Here is a 16,507-nt window from a genome sequence, read left to right on the forward strand (position 1 = left end):
CCTGTTTATGCGAGCCTCTTTGGCGCAAGGGTTTGCGCCCTATTGGCTCGGAGGGCAGTACATGTAGCGTTTAAAACAGTACTTTGGCCACGTCGGTGAAGCGCTTGGCGAAGTGCACGGTCATGCCTTCTTTCAAGTAGTCCGGCAGTTCCTCATATTTGCCGCGGTTAGCCTCGGGCAAGATCAACTCGTGGATTTTCTGCCGGCGGGCCGCAATGACCTTCTCGCGAACCCCTCCAATCGGCAGGACATAGCCAGTGAGGGTCAGTTCGCCGGTCATGGCGATGCCTTTTTTCGGCGCCTGGTTGCGCGCCAGGGACAGCAAGGCGCTGGCCATGGTGACCCCGGCACTCGGGCCGTCTTTAGGTGTGGCGCCCTCCGGCACGTGCAGGTGCACAAAGGCCTCGTCAAAGAAACGCGGATCCCCGCCAAACTGCTTCAGGTGGGAACTGATGTAGCTGTAGGCGATTTCAGCAGACTCTTTCATCACTTCGCCCAATTGCCCCGTCAGCTTGAAGCCGCGGTTGAGCGTGTGAATGCGCGTGGCCTCGATTGGCAAGGTCGCGCCGCCCATGCTGGTCCAGGCCAGGCCGGTGATCACGCCGACGCCACTGATGACCTGCTCGTTGCGGAACACCGCGGCGCCCAGCGACGCTTCGAGGTCTTTGGGGCCGATCTTGATCACCGCGTCAGGGTTGTCGAGCAACTTGACCACGGCCTTGCGCACCAGCTTGCCCAGTTGTTTTTCCAACTGGCGCACACCGGCTTCACGGGCATAGCCATCTATGAGCAAGCGCAGCGCACTGTCAGTGATGCTCAGGCGTGCTTTATCGACACCGGCTTTTTCCAGCTGTTTAGGCCACAGGTGACGCTTGGCAATCGCGACTTTCTCTTCGGTGATGTACCCCGAGAGGCGGATCACTTCCATGCGGTCGAGCAGAGGTCCGGGGATCGAGTCCAAGGTGTTGGCGGTGCACACAAACAGCACTTTCGACAGGTCCAGGCGCAAGTCCAGGTAATGGTCAAGGAAGTCGACGTTTTGTTCCGGGTCGAGGGTTTCCAGCAGCGCGGACGCCGGGTCGCCCTGGAAGCTTTGGCCCATTTTGTCGATCTCGTCGAGCATGATCACCGGGTTCATCACTTCAACGTCTTTGAGCGCCTGCACCAGTTTGCCCGGCTGGGCACCGATGTAGGTTCGACGATGGCCCTTGATCTCGGCTTCGTCGCGCATGCCGCCAACGCTGAAGCGGTAGAACGGACGGCCCAGCGATTCGGCAATCGACTTGCCGACACTGGTTTTACCCACGCCCGGCGGGCCGACCAGCAACACGATCGAGCCACTGACCGAGCCTTTATAAGCGCCTACGGCGAGGAACTCGAGAATGCGGTCTTTGATGTCATCCAGCCCGGCGTGGTGGGCGTCGAGCACCTTGCGCGCGTGCTTGAGGTCCAGTTTGTCCTTGCCGAACACGCCCCACGGCACTGAGCTGGCCCAATCCAGGTAATTGCGGGTTACCGCGTACTCGGGCGAGCCGGTCTCAAGAATCGACAGTTTGTTGATTTCTTCGTCTATGCGCTTGCGGGCCTGGGCGGGCAGGGTCTTGCCTTCAAGGCGTTGCTTGAATTGCTCGATGTCGGCACTGCGATCATCTTTGGTCAGCCCCAGCTCTTGCTGAATGACCTTGAGCTGCTCTTTAAGGAAAAATTCACGCTGGTGTTCACCAATTTTGAGGTTAACTTCGGCGGAAATTTCATTTTGCAGGCGGGCGACTTCGACTTCCTTGCGCAGCATCGGCAAGACTTTTTCCATGCGCTTGAGCACTGGCACGCAATCGAGCACTTCTTGTAACTCGTTACCTGTGGCCGAGGTCAAGGCGGCAGCAAAGTCGGTGAGGGGCGAAGGGTCGTTAGGGCTGAAGCGGTTGAGGTAGTTTTTCAGCTCTTCGCTGTACAGCGGGTTAAGCGGCAGCAGCTCTTTGATCGCGTTGATCAGCGCCATGCCATAAGCCCTGACTTCATCGGTGGGCTGATTGGCTTCCTGCGGGTATTCGACTTCTACCAGATACGGCGGACGGTGGTGTTTGAGCCACATGCTGATGCGCACGCGGCTCAGGCCTTGTGCCACAAATTGCAATTTGCCGTTTTCGCGGCTGGCGTGGTGCACTTTCACCAGCGTGCCGTACTCGGGCAGGCTGGTGGTATCAAAATGGCGCGGGTCATCAGTGGGCGTGTCGACAAAAAACAACGCCAGCGAGTGATGAGGCGACTTGCTGACCAAGTCGAGGGTTTCGGCCCAGGGTTCTTCATTGACGATGACCGGCAGCACTTGTGCCGGGAAGAACGGCCGATTGTGAATCGGGATGATGTACACCTTGTCCGGCAGGTTCTGACCCGGCAGGGCCAGTTCGGTCCCGCCCTTGTGAGCGGTTGATTCAGCTTCGTTGTGTTCTATATCAGCGTGCTCGACGGTGTTCTCTTTAAAATTTTGCTGGTCGCTCATGGGGCACCTGCGCAATGGGGTATGTGCTTTAGATGGGGCACGGAGCCAGAGGTTTCAATGGTGAAGTTTTGTTCACCGCGTAAATCAGCCAACACCCAACCATAGGCCAAGGCGCCGTTTCTTTCCGTGCGCGTGTTGCGTTGTTACATGTCCGTAAAAAGCTATGCCTTTGTCGCCAACAACTTGACGGTAGACGGCCCGTATTTATTAGGCGATCTTCTTGTTAGTGACGACGAGGCTGGAAAATTATCAAAGCTGGGCTAAAAGTCAGTTATTTGACTTTTAAGTTGGCGAGAGAGTGCCCGCATGCCTCAGGGATTCGTTACACAGGCAGTACATCGTCAATGGATTGAGGCCCGCCGATGAAATTGCGCAATAGCTTTCAGGCTCATATCAGCTTCGTACTCGCGCTGCTGTTGCTGGTCGTGATCGGTGCCGTGTATTTCGCGGTAAAGGCGGCGACCGTCACGGCGGCCAGCGATCAAGCTGAAAATCAGTTGAAAAACGGCACCCGGGTGTTCGAGCGGTTTGTCGATTTTCGTGCGCGGCGTATTCAGTACGGCCTTAACTGGCTGACCAATGACCAGGATTTTCGTGAAGCCGTCATCGATGGTCGCCCGCAAGAAATTGAACACGCCCTGGAAACCTTCGAGGCCAGCCTGCGCGACAGTGATCTGTTCGTGCTCGACCTGCAGGGCAAGATCATCATCAGTACCCTGGCGAGCCTGCCGCCAGGCCAGACTTTTCCGTATGCCCAAGCCTTGAGCCAGGCGCGGCGCGGCTCACAGATCAAGCTGATCGGGGTACTCGACGGGCGCCCCTACATGATGGTGCAAGGCGTGGTGCTGGCGCCTTTGCCCGTGATGCGGGTGGTGTCAGCGATGCCGATGGACGAAATGTTTGCCCAAGAGTTACGCACGTTGAGCAACCTTGAAGTGTCGTTTTTGGGGGTGAAAGACGGGCGTTCCGGGCCGTTGGCCAGCACCCAGCCAGAGGCGATGGCCAAGAGTATTGTCAGGTTCTTGCGCGACAACCCGCCGGGGCCCCTGACGCACTTCAGCGAGTTCGCCGGTAAACGTTTTTTAGGGCAGTTGCTGCAAATGGCCAACTCGGGCGACCCCGCCAACGGCCAGGTCATGGCCTTGCTGCAAAGCCCGCTGGACCAGACGTTACAGGCGTTCACCTCGCTGGACCGCAAGTTTTTGTGGATCTCCCTCGCGGCCTTGCTGGCCTCATTGCTGGGCGCTTTGTGGCTGGCGCGTGAAGTGTCGCGCCCGGTCAGCCTGCTGGCCGCAGCGGCGCAGCGTATCGGGCGGGGTGACTACTCGACGCCGGTGGTGCTTAAACGCCGCGATGAACTGGGCTTTCTGGCCCGGGCATTCAATGCCATGCAAAACGGGATTGCCGTGCGTGAACAACAATTGGCGCACAACGCATTGCACGATCCATTGACCGGGTTGCCCAACCGGGCGTTGGTCATGGAACGTCTGGGCAGCGCCATTACTGCCCGACGCAGCGTGGTGTTGATCTATCTGGGGATCGAAAACTACCGTTTGATCAGCGAAAGCTCCGGCCCGCAAGGGCTGGAGTTGATCATGCTGAAAACCACCCATGTGCTGATCGAGGCGCTGCCCGAAAGCAGCACGGCCGCTCGTATCACCGGCAACGAATTCTTGTTGCTGCTGGAAAACACCCAGGTCGATGCCGGGGTGGCAATGGCGGATCGCTTGTATGGGTTGTTGAGCCAGCCTCTGAACCTCGACGGGCATGATGTGCAACTGGATGTTCGCATGGGCATCTCGATGTACCCGACCCACGGCCAAACCGCCGAAGAACTGGTGGCCCGCGCAGCCATTGCGCGCAGTGATGCAGCGGCCTTGACCGGCTATCTGCAGGTCTATCAACAGGACCGCGACCTCGCGCATCAGCGGCAAATCCAGTTGATCCGGGACTTGCGCCATGCCGCCAGCGACGGCGAACTGTTTATTCAGTACCAGCCCAAACTCGACCTGCGCAGCGGGCATGTGAGCCAGGCCGAAGCCTTGGTGCGTTGGCAGCATCCGGTGTTTGGTGTGGTCTCACCGGCAGAATTTATCCCGCTGGCAGAACGCTCCGGGAGCGTGAAACTGCTGACCGACTGGGTGATTGAAGCAAGCATTCGGCAACTGGCCGAGTGGAACCTCCGTGGGCTGCACCTGCAACTGTCGATCAACATCTCGGCTGACGATTTGCGCGGTGATGGCCTGGCCCCGCAAGTGCAGGCCTTGCTGGCGCAGTATCAGGTGGCAGCGCAGCAACTGACTTTCGAGATCACCGAAAGCGCGGTGATGCACGACCCTGAGCATTCGCTGGCGGTGCTCAGAGGGCTACGCGATTGCGGGATCAGTTTGTCGGTGGACGACTTTGGCACGGGCTATTCCTCCCTGGCCCACCTCAAGCGGTTGCCGGTTCAGGAATTGAAAATTGACCAGTCCTTTGTGCGCAACCTGGACGAAGCCAGTGAAGATGCCGTAATCGTGCGCTCGACCATTGAAATGAGCCATAACCTGGGGCTAAAGGTGGTGGCCGAGGGCGTTGAATACCCCCACAGCCTCGACTTGCTCAAGCGCTGGCATTGCGACACGGCGCAAGGCTACCTGATCAGCCGCCCGCTGGATGCTGCGGCGTTTGAGAGCTGGTTGAATGAGTTGCAGGCTACGGCATGACGGTATCTCGCGATCTTTTTTCGATCTTGAATTAGAGATATCTCCTACATCCACGCTCGAGCCGATCCTTTAGCGTTCACCCCTTTGTGTTGAGGCGGTCTTTTCGACGTGAGTCCTCACTTCAGAGGAGTCATGGATGCCCAATAACAGACACTTTTCTATTCACGTTGATCCAGTCTTAAACGAGTTCTCCAGGCACATTGCGTGCGGCGATAACGCCGTATGAGCCTGGATAAAAGCCTTGCCACACTGGTTAATCTGGCCGAAGCCCGGCGCGCCGCCAGTGCCTGCGAACACGTTGACATCAACAGCACCGTTCAACAGTGCCCGGCCAGCCAGCCGCATTTATTTGTCGTGCCGGTGCGCTACGCCCTCAGCGAAGAGCCCGCCAGCCATCCGGCGTGCCAGCCCGGCACTCAGACCCAAAGCCACCCGATGGCTGCGCGCCTGTTGCGCGCAGGGTTTGTCTATGTGTGGCAAGGCCGCGGCCCGTTGCAGCGCTATGCAGTGGCTGAAAACAACCTGCTGCTCAGCCAGGGTCTGGATGAGGATGACACCGTCGTCCAGTCCGGCACCTTGAGTGGCTTGGCGCTGGCCAAGCAACAAGACGCCTGGCTGCTCTACAGCGAAATCCCCCTCAACCCGGCCGCCTGCGCCGACCTGCACGACCCTCAACAACGCGCCAAACGCATGCGCCAGCTCGACCTGCGGCAAGTGGCCAATATGCTGCAAGCGCCGCATTGCGTGCCGCTGAGCGAATCGAAAAGTGTGATGGCCGAGTTGATTCCGGACACCTATGACTTGTCGATGGCGATTGATTACCAGCGTCATCAACCGGCTTTACGCGCGAGTGCGGACCAACTAGGCAAGAAGGTCATGGCAGCCCCGACACCCGACAACATCAAGGCTTACACCGATGCCATGCATTGGCTGCATGAGCGGGAAAAAGCGTCGGCGGGCTACCCGGCTGTGTCGGACGACGTCACGCCGCCGGGGGAATGGAGCGCTGAGCAATGGACTGCCATCCGCACGCAAGACCTGATGGAGCAGGCTCATGTGCAGGCCCGCGGGTTGTTCACGGTATTGGCCTGCCTTGACGATGACCTGGGTATTTTGCGCGACATCAATCATGAGCAAGAACTGATCGAATCGCGGCATGAACAGTGGCAGGCCGATAACAACCTGCGGCTGAGTATTGGCGGGTTTGTGCGGAGTTTGATTACGGAGGATCCCGACGAAGTGATCGGTATGTTGGTTTACCGCTATCGGGAACAGGACATTGAACTGACGCGTGAGCAGGCGCAGATGTTGCTCAATGCGCGCACCCGACTGGAGCAACTGGCGAGACAACGTTACACCGCCAACATTCGACGCGGCACCACCCACAGCAATCTAGAAGCAGATACCCGACTGGCAGAAATACACCTGCGTGAACAAGCCGCAGTAGCGCCAATCCGCGGGTTCATCCCACTTCAATTGCATGATGAAGTGCTGCAAGTAGTGCGCGATTACCAGGAAAGCAAAGTCAACAACCTGAGAAACAAACACACCTCCGACAAGGTCGAGAAATACATCGACCTGCCCGCCATGAACTATTGGCTCGACAAAACGGCCCCGAGACACTTTGATCACCTGAAAGAGCGACACGAAACCCTCTATGCCGATCGTGGCACTTACCTGTCGCGTCACCATAGCGGTACGTGGTTTGTGGATTATCAAGACAGCGACCATCGCCAATGGCTGGACGAACTGGCTTTGGCCTGCCTTAGCGCGCAGTGCTTGCGCACAGTTGGCGCCGAGCAATATGCGGACTATGTGCGCAGTGCGGATGACGGGGCGCTGAGGCAGCTGTTTTACGGTTGGAGCCCCACGCTCGAAGGCGCGGTCAATACCAACAGCCGTGCGACAGAATTGATGGCTGCGCTAGAAGTTGAAAATCAGGCCAATGCGATGGCGGCGTTGAGCAAGGCGTTGGGGCCACAAGGTATCAATATTCTGTCGAATCTCTCAGTGATCTCTAACGATGCCAATAGTCTTTGGAGCGTTCTAATAAAACGCCTGAGTGCCTCTTTGCTGCTGCTCAGCAGCAAAGTAGGCGAACCATTGAAAGGACCTTGGCTGGCGATGATGACGGTTGTGCGTGTAGCCAATCAAATTGGCTTACGGCTAATTATTCAAGGGAAGCATCAGGTTCTACAGCAATTTGGCAAGGCAGCAGAAGATCTCGCCCAGTGGGTTAACACAACTGGTAAAGCCATCGGCCGTGGCCACATTGCAAAAATTGTCGACTCGCCCGCCGTTAAAAACAGCGGAGGCCTGATCGCCCTGACGGCGTTGCTGCTCAATAGCTGGAATGCCAGTAATTATCTGGGGCAGGCCGGAGTACTGGAGGGGATGGATCAGCAGCGGGTATACGACACTGCGTCGGCGACGTTGTATGCCGGGGCGGCTTTGGTCGCGGTGATTGATAATCAGGTGAGGGGAGGTTTTAAGGAGAGGGCGTTTATATTTAAAACGTTAAACAATAGTTGGGCCGCTGTCCCTGTTTTAACTCTATTTGGGGGTGTGATTGGTGGTCTATCCGCAGGTGCTGCTGCTATGGAGTTTCTGTCTTTACAGAAACAGATCGAAAATGCTCACGGTACTATTGATCCGTGGTTAAAGATGCGTCGAAATATAGTAGGTGGGCAAGTTATCGCCTTTGCAACTCAGGCTATGTTAGGTTTGATATATACCTTTAGAGCTGTTTCTGGAGGACTCACAGTAAGCGCAGCAGTGGGAGGGTACTTGTTATGGATGGGGCCGCTTAATTTGTTAATTGCTGTACTTGGCGTGTTGTATCTGATTGCCTGGTATTTTCAGCAAACGCCGATGCAAAGTTTATTAAATAATTGCTGCTGGGCAAAGTCTCGCGCCCGCGATCTAAATCCAATAAGTTTGGATGCTCAGCAAGACGAACTTAATCGTTTGTACGGGATTCTTTATGTTCCCAGAATCAGCTTTGAATCCGTAGAGCAAAGCAGTGTGATGAGTTCTTTGCAGTCCGGTGTAGCGAGCAGTCCGATCAAAAAACTCACCATTGATCTGCCAGGAGCTGAACCCAGTAATGTTTATCTGGAAATAAGCATGGTTGGCAATCCGCTAGATACCCTGGCAATGCGCGAGCGGATAAAAAGTGGTGAGCGGAAATACTCTCCTGAAGAGCCAATGCAAGATATTGGGAGCTATTGGATGCACGCCAGTCGTTGTGAGTGGATTCCTCCTAATCAAGGGCAGGGTTTACGTTTGAGTGGCCCATTCAACACAGTCCCTGACCTGTATGGCTCCAAACCCACAACCGTATTTTTGCGCTTGCGATACAACACACCTTTGACTTCAATGCTAGGACTCCACAATTTTGTGGGCGGAGATCGAGGAGTGGCATTCACATTGAGTTCCGCGACTGGAGTAATAGCCTTGCGTAATGACCCAGCGCCAGAGTTGGATATCGCTAAGCGCTATCCGTTGGGCGGTCAACAGTGTTCAATTTTTTTGCAGCCAGGCATCAAGCGATGAGCGCACCAACCGCTGGGACAAGTAAAACTGGCTTGTTTTCACAGCGAGATTATTTGGCTCCCTTGCCAATACCAACCGGGGAGAAGCCAACCGATACACTGAACATTGTTTGGAGAAAAAACGACATATTTATAGATATTGGTAATTACAGTATTGGTTCAGCTTTGATGATTTTATGGCCGATGGCATTGCTTTATTTCGGGATGGCTTTTGGGTTTTTGAGCATAGCGCCTGACTTTAGTAAAATTATGTTTGTCATAGGCGGAGTCAGTACAGGTATTCCTGCGCTAATGCTGATTAACATGCTCTACCGCCCAACCCCCTTACCTATCCGCTTTAACCGTCAGCGCCGTGAAGTCTGCGTACCGCGTAAAGATGGCGAGTATTGGATTGTGCCTTGGGAAACGGTAACCGCCGCTGCGGCGCAGAGCTCGTCAGTCAGTCAAGCAGGTCGAAATATCTCAGGGATGTTGTTTATAGGCTTTGATAATCCAGACCCTCATGCTGAAGAAGATAATAAGCACTTTTACTGGGGTTTTAATTGCGGCGGCAATGAAGCGGCAATGTCAGTGTGGGAGTGCATGCGAAGTTTTATGGAAATTGGTCCTCATGCATTACCTGAAACTAATGATTTTGAAGGGGGGCGCAAGGTTCTGAAAGGACGCGGGATTATCTGGGGGATATGCTGCGAATACTCAGAAAGTATTTGGCAGCACTTGCGTGCTGGCGAGCTTTTTAAAGCAGCTTGGTTATTGATAGGATTGATATTTTTTGCGGCTCCAGTCGCAATTATGCTTCAGATGTGGAAGCTCTCGCCTCCTCCCACTCTCGACCACCCCGACATCATCGAATGGTCCAAACCCCTCCCACCCGAGCAATGGGCCAAGCGCTCCCCGGAACTGGAACTCGCCATCGCCGCCCGCGAAGCGGAACTTGCAGCACGAGTATCGTGACGCCAACCCCCCAAAAAAAGGCGGCTATCTCTCGATAGCCGCCTTTTTCAGACCTGGCTGTAACGCTTATTTAGCCAGTTTGAACGCCATGATGTAGTCACCCTTCTGGGTGCCCAGACCACCATGACCACCGGCCATGACGAGCACGTATTGGGTGCCGTCCTTGCCTGCGTAGGTCATTGGCGTGGCTTGACCGCCTGCTGGCAGGCGACCTTCCCACAGGACTTTACCGTTGTTCACGTCGTAAGCACGCAGGTATTGGTCCAGGGTGCCGCTCAGGAAAGCAACGCCACCGGCCGTGGTCACGGTCCCGCCCAGGCTTGGAACGCCCATTGGCAGCGGGATCGGTACTGGCGAGCTGTCACGCACGGTGCCGTTTTTGTGTTTCCAGATCACGTTGTTGTTGGTCAGGTCGACCGCTGCAACGTAACCCCACGACGGCGCCTGGCAAGGCAGGCCAACCGGCGACAGCAGCGGCTCAAGGATCACGCCGTACGGAGCGCCCTTGTTCGGTTGCACGCCCGAGGTTTCGCCTTTGCGCGGGCCCATGGCTGCTACGTCAGCCTGGGGTACCAGCTTGGAGGTGAACGCCATGTAGCTCGGGTTCAGGAACGCGATCTGACGCACTGGGTCAACCGAGATGCCGCCCCAGTCAAACACGCCGAAGTTGCCCGGGTAAACGATCGAACCTTGCAGCGAAGGCGGGGTGTACATGCCGTCGTAACGCAGGGATTTGAAGTTGATCCGGCAGAGCATTTGGTCAAACGGGGTCACGCCCCACATGTCACGCTCGGTCAGTTGCGGCGGAATCATGTTGAGGTCCGAACGCGGTTGGGTCGGCGCGGTGTGGTCACCGGCGACAGCACCGCCCGGTGCCGGGATTTCGCGGATCGGCACGATGTCTTCGCCATTACGACGGTCAACAACGTAGATACTGCCTTGCTTGGTCGAGGCCAGCAGCGCCGGTTTCACGCCGTCAGCAGTCTTCAGGTCCATCAGGGTCGGTTGACCGCCCACGTCCATGTCCCACAGGTCATGGTGAGTGAACTGACGGTACCAGCGAACCTTACCGGTGGTGATGTCCAGTGCCGTTACGCCAGCGCTGTAACGCTCGGAGTCTTCGGTACGGTCGCCACCATATTGGTCAGGCATCTGGTTGCCCATTGGCAGGTAGAGCATGCCGAGGTTTTCGTCGACCGCGAACATCGACCACATGTTTGGCGAGTTGCGGGTGTAGGTTTGGCCTTCGGCAATCGGCGTGGTGTCTTCCGGGTTGCCGCTGTCCCAGTTCCAGACCAGCTTGCCGGTGCGCACGTCGTACGCACGGATCACGCCGGATGGCTCGTCAGTGGAGATGTTGTCGGTCACGTGGCCGCCAATCACCACCAGGTCTTTGGTGACCGCAGGTGGCGATGTGGAGTAGTAACCACCGGGTGCAAAGCTGCCGATGTTGTGGCGCAGGTCGACCGAGCCGTGGTCACCGAAGTCTTCGCAGACTTTACCGGTGTCGGCATTGAGGGCGATCAGGCGGGTGTCGGCGGTTGGCAGGAACAGACGACGCGGGCAGGAATTGCTCGACGTGGCTGCAGCCGGCTCGGCAGCGCTTTGTTCAGTGCTGGCTTTGGCGTAGGCATTTTCGTCGTGATAGCTCACACCACGGCACGTCATGTGTGCCCAGCCTTTGAAGTTGGCAGCATTTTGCGTGCTGATCTTCGGATCGTAGCGCCAGATTTCCTTGCCGCTGTCCGGATCAAGCGCAATCACCTGGCTGTGCGGCGTGCACACATAGAGCATGCCGTTGACTTTCAGCGGGGTGTTTTCAGCGGTGGTTTCACCCGGGTCATTCGGCCCTGGCATGTCGCCAGTACGCATGGTCCAGGCAGGCACCAGGCTGTGGGCGTTTTGCGGGGTGATTTGTTTCAGTGGCGAGTAACGATCGCCATAGCCGCTACGGCCATAGGACTGCCAGTCACCTTCAGGCATGTCGGGTGCGGTGTTGGCCATGCCCGGAACGGCGTCACGACCCAGCTCGCCCTTGATCTCGCCAGGGTTGGTGAACTGGCTTGCCAGTGCAGCCACGCCCGCCAGGACCACGGCGATGCTCAGCGCGCCCGTTGCTACCGGTGCCGACTGGCCGCGCAACAGCGGGCGACGCAACCATGGCAGCAGCAAAACGATACCGATGGCGAACCACAGGGCCAGACGCGGCACCAGTTGCCACCAGTCCAGGCCGACTTCGACCAGCGCCCAGACGGTGCTGGCGAACAACACCAGTGCGTACAACGCCAGCGCCGCACGGCGCCCGGCGATCAGCAGGGCGCCCGACAGCCCGAAGCCGAGACCGGCCAGCAGGTAGTACGTCGATCCGCCGAGTGTCACCAGCTTGATACCCCCGACCAACATGGCCAGGCCCATTAACACCAGCAGGATACCGAGCAATGTCGGCAGCAAGCGGCTTCTACTCAAAGCACCATCAGTGCTCATAGTGAGGTTCTCCGTTGAAGGTAGGATTTAGCGGCAAGCGGCACACCTCAAGCGTACCGCTGCTGTCTTGCAGCCCGTTCGTCAGAACGAACTTTGAATTTTCAAACCGCCGATCAGGGCGTTATCCACGGTGTAAACACCGCCCGGATGGCGGATGTATTGCAGATTCGGTCGCACCGTCAGCCAGTCGGTAACGTGCACGCCGTAATACAATTCGGCGCTGTACTCAGTGTGCTGAGGCGGCAAGTAGTCCAGATTGCTGGCGTCGTAAACGCCGCGAGCCTGGTTGGTGGCTTCGGCATTTTTGCGGTAGGCCGGGTTGACGTGAACGCGAGCCATGGCAAAGCCGATGTCGTCTTTGGGGCGTGCATCGAACACGCCTTTGTACACAACGCCTGCCTGGACATAGTTGTCGATGGCGTTGGTTTTTTTGTCGTGCAGGGTGGCGTTGGCAAACACCTTCAAGCCACGGGATTGATCGCTGGCGCGGCTGGTGAGTTGCTGTTGCACGCCCAGCCACAGGCCGTGCTTGCTCGAACTGCTGCGATAGGCTGCGCCGCTTAACACTGCCGGTTGGCCGTTGGCGTCCTTGTAGACGTCGGTGGCCTTGGCGCTGCTGTAGTAATAACCCGCGCGGTACTCGCCCGGCAGGCCATTAAGTGTCGGTGTCCACACCAGCTCAACTGGCAATACCGCGCCTTGCGTGCCGCTGCCGCTGAGCTTGAAGCCGTTACCGCGATCCAGGTTGGACGGGTTTTGCTCGTAGGCGCCGACCTGCGCATACAGCTCGGGCGTGAGGTGGTATTTGATGCGCAGCGCCCATTGGCTGACCGGCCAGTTGTACCAGATGCTGCCGGCCCAGTTACCGACCTGCGAGCCGCAGAACGCGAGGTTCTGGAAGTCGCAAGGGAAGCTGTTGAAGTCTTCGCCCTGACCAAAGCGTCCGGCCTTGATGTCGAGCTTCTGGTCGAAGAATTTTTGCTGGTACCACATCTGCGTCAAACGCGTGGTCTGGCCACGGCCCCAGACTTCCTGGGCCGAAGTGAAGCCGCCGACCCGTGGGTCGTTGATCCGGTCATTGCTGATATTGTTGCCATCGCGCTGGGTAATCGTCAGCTGGAATTCAGCGTCGTGCCAGCCCAGGATTTTTTGCAAATCCAGGTGCGTGCCCAGGCCGAACTGATCGCTGTAACGCGCGGTGCGGTCATGGTCGTAGCCGCCGTGCAGGTTGGAGCCGACTTCGCCCACGTAGTCGAGCGAGAAGCTGTAGCCTTGCTTTTCCAGTGCGGTACGAGAGCCGTCCCAATCGCCGAACATCCATTTTGAATCGCTGTCGAACGCCGGTGCGGCCTGTACGAAGCTGGCAAAACCCAGGGCAGTAATGCCGCCGATCAGGGTCAGGGCTTTTTGCCCGGCCATAGGGAATAGCGCGCTGTCTTTGCGCAAAGTCAGAAATGTGGACATAGGTCGAGATGAAGGTCTTTTTGGTCGGGCGGTGAAGTGGGTAGCGCTGTCTTTGCAGGCAGGACTCACACTTTCAGAATGTAAGGGCTGGCGTGAAACGTTTCAGCCCTTGATGCGGAAATGATAAAGCGACGAAACGTTTAGAAACAGCACTTTAATTGACATGGATCATTTCGGATTTGGTAACAGTCGCCTGCGACCGTTCGTCTCAGGGGCTTTTTGCCTCACGTTCGACGGTGTTTGCGGGAAATGAGGTAGGGAATGGTTTAGAAAAAAAACTGTAGGAGCGAGCTTGTCTCGCGATCTTTTGCTTTTAAAGATCAAAAGATCGCGAGGCAAGCTCGCTCCTACAGCGGCAGGGGTATGGCTTAGAACGTCGTGCGCAGGCCTACTTCAACACTGCGGCCCGGTGCCGGGGCGATGTCTCGCAGGATCGAGCTGGCATAACGCACGGTCTGGTCGGTCAGGTTGTCGCCTTTGACGAAGGCCAGCCACTGGCTGCGACCCACCGTAAAGTTGTAACCGGCGCTGGCGCCCAGGGTGGTGTAGCCATTGGTGCCTGACTCGTTGTCCGGTACGCGGCCCTGGTTGCTGGCGTGTTCAACATCGACCCGTGCCTGCCAGCGATTGAGTTCCCATAGCAAACCGCTACTCAGGCGCAACGGCGCAATACGGGGCAATGATTCGCCGGTGTCGAGGTTGGTGGCGCGGGTGTAGTCGCCCGACAGCTCCAGTGCAAATTTGCCGTAGGCGTTTTCACCCAGCTTCCAGTGATCCTTGGCCTCAAACCCTACGAAACGTGCACGTACGCCGGAGTAGGTGTATTCCGGAATACCGCTGGCGTCTGGCTCGCCTTCGTCGTTCAAGGTGCGGCCCGTGCCGAGCAGGCCGATGTAGTTGGAGAAGTGGCTATAGAACACGCCAACGCTGCCGTTGTGGGTGCCATTGTCAAAGCGCAGGGCCAGGTCGCTGGACACGGCCTTTTCTTTTGACAGGTTAGGGTTACCCAACTCGTAAGTGCCGGTGGCAACGTGGGCGCCGTTGGCATACAGCTCATAGAAAGTCGGCGCGCGTTCGGTGTAGCCCAGCGTCGCGGCCAGCGACCAGATCGGTGTCAGGGTGAACACCGCGCCTGAAGACAGGCTGCCCGCGGTGAAGCGCTTGGAATTGTCGGCCGCTTCGAAGCGCTCATTGCCTTTGGCATTCGGGTCAACCACGGTGTGTTCCAGGCGCCCGCCGAGACTGAGTTTGAGTCGCTCGGTGGCTTGCAGCTCTTCAAGAATAAACAGCGCGCCGGTGGTGGTATCGGTCTGCGGCACGAAGGCCTCTTCGCCGAGGGCCGAAAATTCGTTGCGGTTGACCTGCGCGCCAATCACCCCGTTCAACGGGCCGATCGGCACATGACGCGCTTCAACACGCGCTTCGTAGCCTTTGTTCTTGAAGGTGGTGCCGACTTCGCCGCCTTCGATTTCACGGTGTTCGTAGTCGGTATAGCCGGCGTTCAGTTTGAGCGAGCTGAACAGGCCTTGCAGGTTGCGGATCTCCGAGGCGAAGGCGTAGTGATCCTGCTTCATGCGAATGCGCACGTCGTCTTCGGCAGGGGAGCCGTAGTTGGAGTCGTAGTTACTGTAGGAGATGCCCGCGTAGCCGTCATCCCATGTGTAGGAACCGCCAACCGCACCGCCGTCCTGTCGGCCACTGCTATTGCTCAGGCGGCCTTTCTTTTGATCGCTGTCGTCTTCGCCTTCCGGGGCGTGACGATCGCGGGCGTAACCGGGGATTTTCAGGTCATTGAACTGACGGGCGTTGGCGTCCAGGTGCAGGGCAAACGTGCCGTCACCGGCTTCCAGCTTGCCTGCGCTGCTGCGCGTGGTGTCGGCGCCGCCATAACGCAACTCGCCTGCACCCTGAATGCCGTTGATGGCTTCGGTGGGGATGCGGTTGTCGAAGGTGTTGACCACGCCACCGATGGCGTTGCCGCCGTAGAGCAGGGCGGCCGGGCCACGGACGATTTCGATGCGCTCAACGTTGACCGGATCCAGTGGCACGGCGTGGTCGTAGGACAGCGACGAAGCGTCCAGCGCGCCCACGCCATTGCGCAAAATGCGGATCCGGTCGCCGTCCAGGCCGCGAATGATCGGTCGGCTGGCGCCCGGGCCGAAGTAAGACGACGACACACCCGGTTGCTTGTTCAAGGTTTCACCCAGGCTGCCTTGTTGCTGCAGTGTCAGGTCATCACCTTCCAAAACGGTAGTGGGAGAAGCCAGCTGGCTGCTGCCCAGCGGGTTGCCGGTGATGACTTGGGGTTGCAGCTCCAGGGCATAGGCGGGGGAGGCGATAAGCAGGGCCGTGGCGAGCGGCGTCAAACGCAGACGGCGCAGTGGGCGTGGCAAAGCAGGGGAGGACATTGCAGATTCCTTGGCAAGGGTGATGAAAAGCGTGGCGCTGAGCGCTCTGATAACGACTGTATCGTTACAATATAACATCGCATTTGGTCGCGCCAAGCGGAACTTTTTCTGCAAGGGCTCAGGCCCCGCTAAACTCACCGTGTTCCAAATGACTGGCCCCTGAGCTAAGGTGCGCGGCTTTCCTACTTCTGCTTAAAAAGGCTCGGCATGACTGAACCCAACAACAACCCCCTGCACGGCGTCACGCTGGAACAGATCCTGATTGCGCTGGTGGCGCATTACGAGTGGGAAGGGCTGGCCGAGCGCATTGATATTCGCTGCTTCAAAAGCGATCCGAGCATCAAGTCGAGCCTGACGTTTTTGCGTAAAACGCCGTGGGCGCGTGAGAAGGTCGAGAAGCTCTACGTGAAATACGCCCGCACAAAGCGTGAGCTCTGA

8 protein-coding genes are annotated in these 16,507 nt (G+C 57.5%); 4 read left to right on the forward strand and 4 right to left on the reverse strand.

Features of this window, described 5'->3' with window-relative positions; translation table 11 throughout:
- Nucleotides 1-70: 70 nt before the first annotated feature.
- Nucleotides 71-2,500, reverse strand: a complete 2,430-nt coding sequence (lon, locus tag GHO32_RS01505) for an endopeptidase La (RefSeq protein ID WP_123751442.1) — start codon at nt 2,498-2,500, stop codon at nt 71-73.
- Nucleotides 2,501-2,862: 362 nt separating this feature from the next.
- Between lon and GHO32_RS01510 the strand changes: the two genes are divergently transcribed.
- The 3 genes from GHO32_RS01510 (at nt 2,863) to GHO32_RS01525 (ending at nt 9,713) form a co-directional block, all read left to right on the forward strand.
- The gene (locus GHO32_RS01510) at nt 2,863-5,205 is read left to right on the forward strand and encodes a bifunctional diguanylate cyclase/phosphodiesterase (protein ID WP_153333709.1); all 2,343 of its coding nucleotides are present in this window, start codon (nt 2,863-2,865) and stop codon (nt 5,203-5,205) included.
- A 222-nt stretch (nt 5,206-5,427) separates the two neighbouring features.
- On the forward strand, nt 5,428-8,760 hold the full coding sequence (locus GHO32_RS01515) for a toxin VasX (protein WP_178113823.1): 3,333 nt from the start codon (nt 5,428-5,430) through the stop codon (nt 8,758-8,760).
- Complete coding sequence (locus GHO32_RS01525) at nt 8,757-9,713, forward strand: hypothetical protein (RefSeq protein ID WP_153337855.1); 957 nt, start codon at nt 8,757-8,759, stop codon at nt 9,711-9,713. Before GHO32_RS01515 ends, GHO32_RS01525 begins: the two co-directional genes overlap by 4 nt.
- A 66-nt stretch (nt 9,714-9,779) precedes the next feature.
- Here GHO32_RS01525 and GHO32_RS01530 read toward each other — a convergent pair whose 3' ends face one another.
- From GHO32_RS01530 to GHO32_RS01540, 3 genes are all read right to left on the reverse strand, one after another.
- Entirely contained in the window at nt 9,780-12,197 is a 2,418-nt protein-coding gene (locus GHO32_RS01530; RefSeq protein WP_153333713.1) for a glucose/quinate/shikimate family membrane-bound PQQ-dependent dehydrogenase, read from the reverse strand.
- Between the two features lie 81 nt (nt 12,198-12,278).
- Nucleotides 12,279-13,661: a carbohydrate porin gene (locus GHO32_RS01535; protein ID WP_123751445.1), complete on the reverse strand. Its 1,383-nt coding sequence runs from the start codon at nt 13,659-13,661 to the stop codon at nt 12,279-12,281.
- A 368-nt stretch (nt 13,662-14,029) separates the two neighbouring features.
- Nucleotides 14,030-16,069, reverse strand: coding sequence for a TonB-dependent receptor (locus GHO32_RS01540; RefSeq protein WP_153333715.1), 2,040 nt, complete (start codon nt 16,067-16,069; stop codon nt 14,030-14,032).
- A 207-nt stretch (nt 16,070-16,276) separates the two neighbouring features.
- Between GHO32_RS01540 and GHO32_RS01545 the strand changes: the two genes are divergently transcribed.
- Nucleotides 16,277-16,507 carry a VF530 family DNA-binding protein gene (locus GHO32_RS01545; RefSeq protein WP_048367018.1) on the forward strand — a complete coding sequence of 77 codons (231 nt, stop codon included), beginning with the start codon at nt 16,277-16,279 and terminating at the stop codon, nt 16,505-16,507.

It is taken from the genome of Pseudomonas sp. FSL R10-2189, from assembly GCF_009600325.1.
GTDB lineage: Bacteria > Pseudomonadota > Gammaproteobacteria > Pseudomonadales > Pseudomonadaceae > Aquipseudomonas > Aquipseudomonas helleri.

What these genes read in the sequence shown, in the direction of transcription:
- GHO32_RS01545 (WP_048367018.1), top strand. Translation starts at nt 16,277, where the DNA reads ATGACTGAACCCAACAACAACCCCCTGCACGGCGTCACGCTGGAACAG.
- GHO32_RS01510 (WP_153333709.1), top strand. Translation starts at nt 2,863, where the DNA reads ATGAAATTGCGCAATAGCTTTCAGGCTCATATCAGCTTCGTACTCGCG.
- GHO32_RS01515 (WP_178113823.1), top strand. Translation starts at nt 5,428, where the DNA reads ATGAGCCTGGATAAAAGCCTTGCCACACTGGTTAATCTGGCCGAAGCC.
- lon (WP_123751442.1), bottom strand. Translation starts at nt 2,500, where the DNA reads ATGAGCGACCAGCAAAATTTTAAAGAGAACACCGTCGAGCACGCTGAT.
- GHO32_RS01535 (WP_123751445.1), bottom strand. Translation starts at nt 13,661, where the DNA reads ATGTCCACATTTCTGACTTTGCGCAAAGACAGCGCGCTATTCCCTATG.
- GHO32_RS01530 (WP_153333713.1), bottom strand. Translation starts at nt 12,197, where the DNA reads ATGAGCACTGATGGTGCTTTGAGTAGAAGCCGCTTGCTGCCGACATTG.
- GHO32_RS01540 (WP_153333715.1), bottom strand. Translation starts at nt 16,069, where the DNA reads ATGTCCTCCCCTGCTTTGCCACGCCCACTGCGCCGTCTGCGTTTGACG.
- GHO32_RS01525 (WP_153337855.1), top strand. Translation starts at nt 8,757, where the DNA reads ATGAGCGCACCAACCGCTGGGACAAGTAAAACTGGCTTGTTTTCACAG.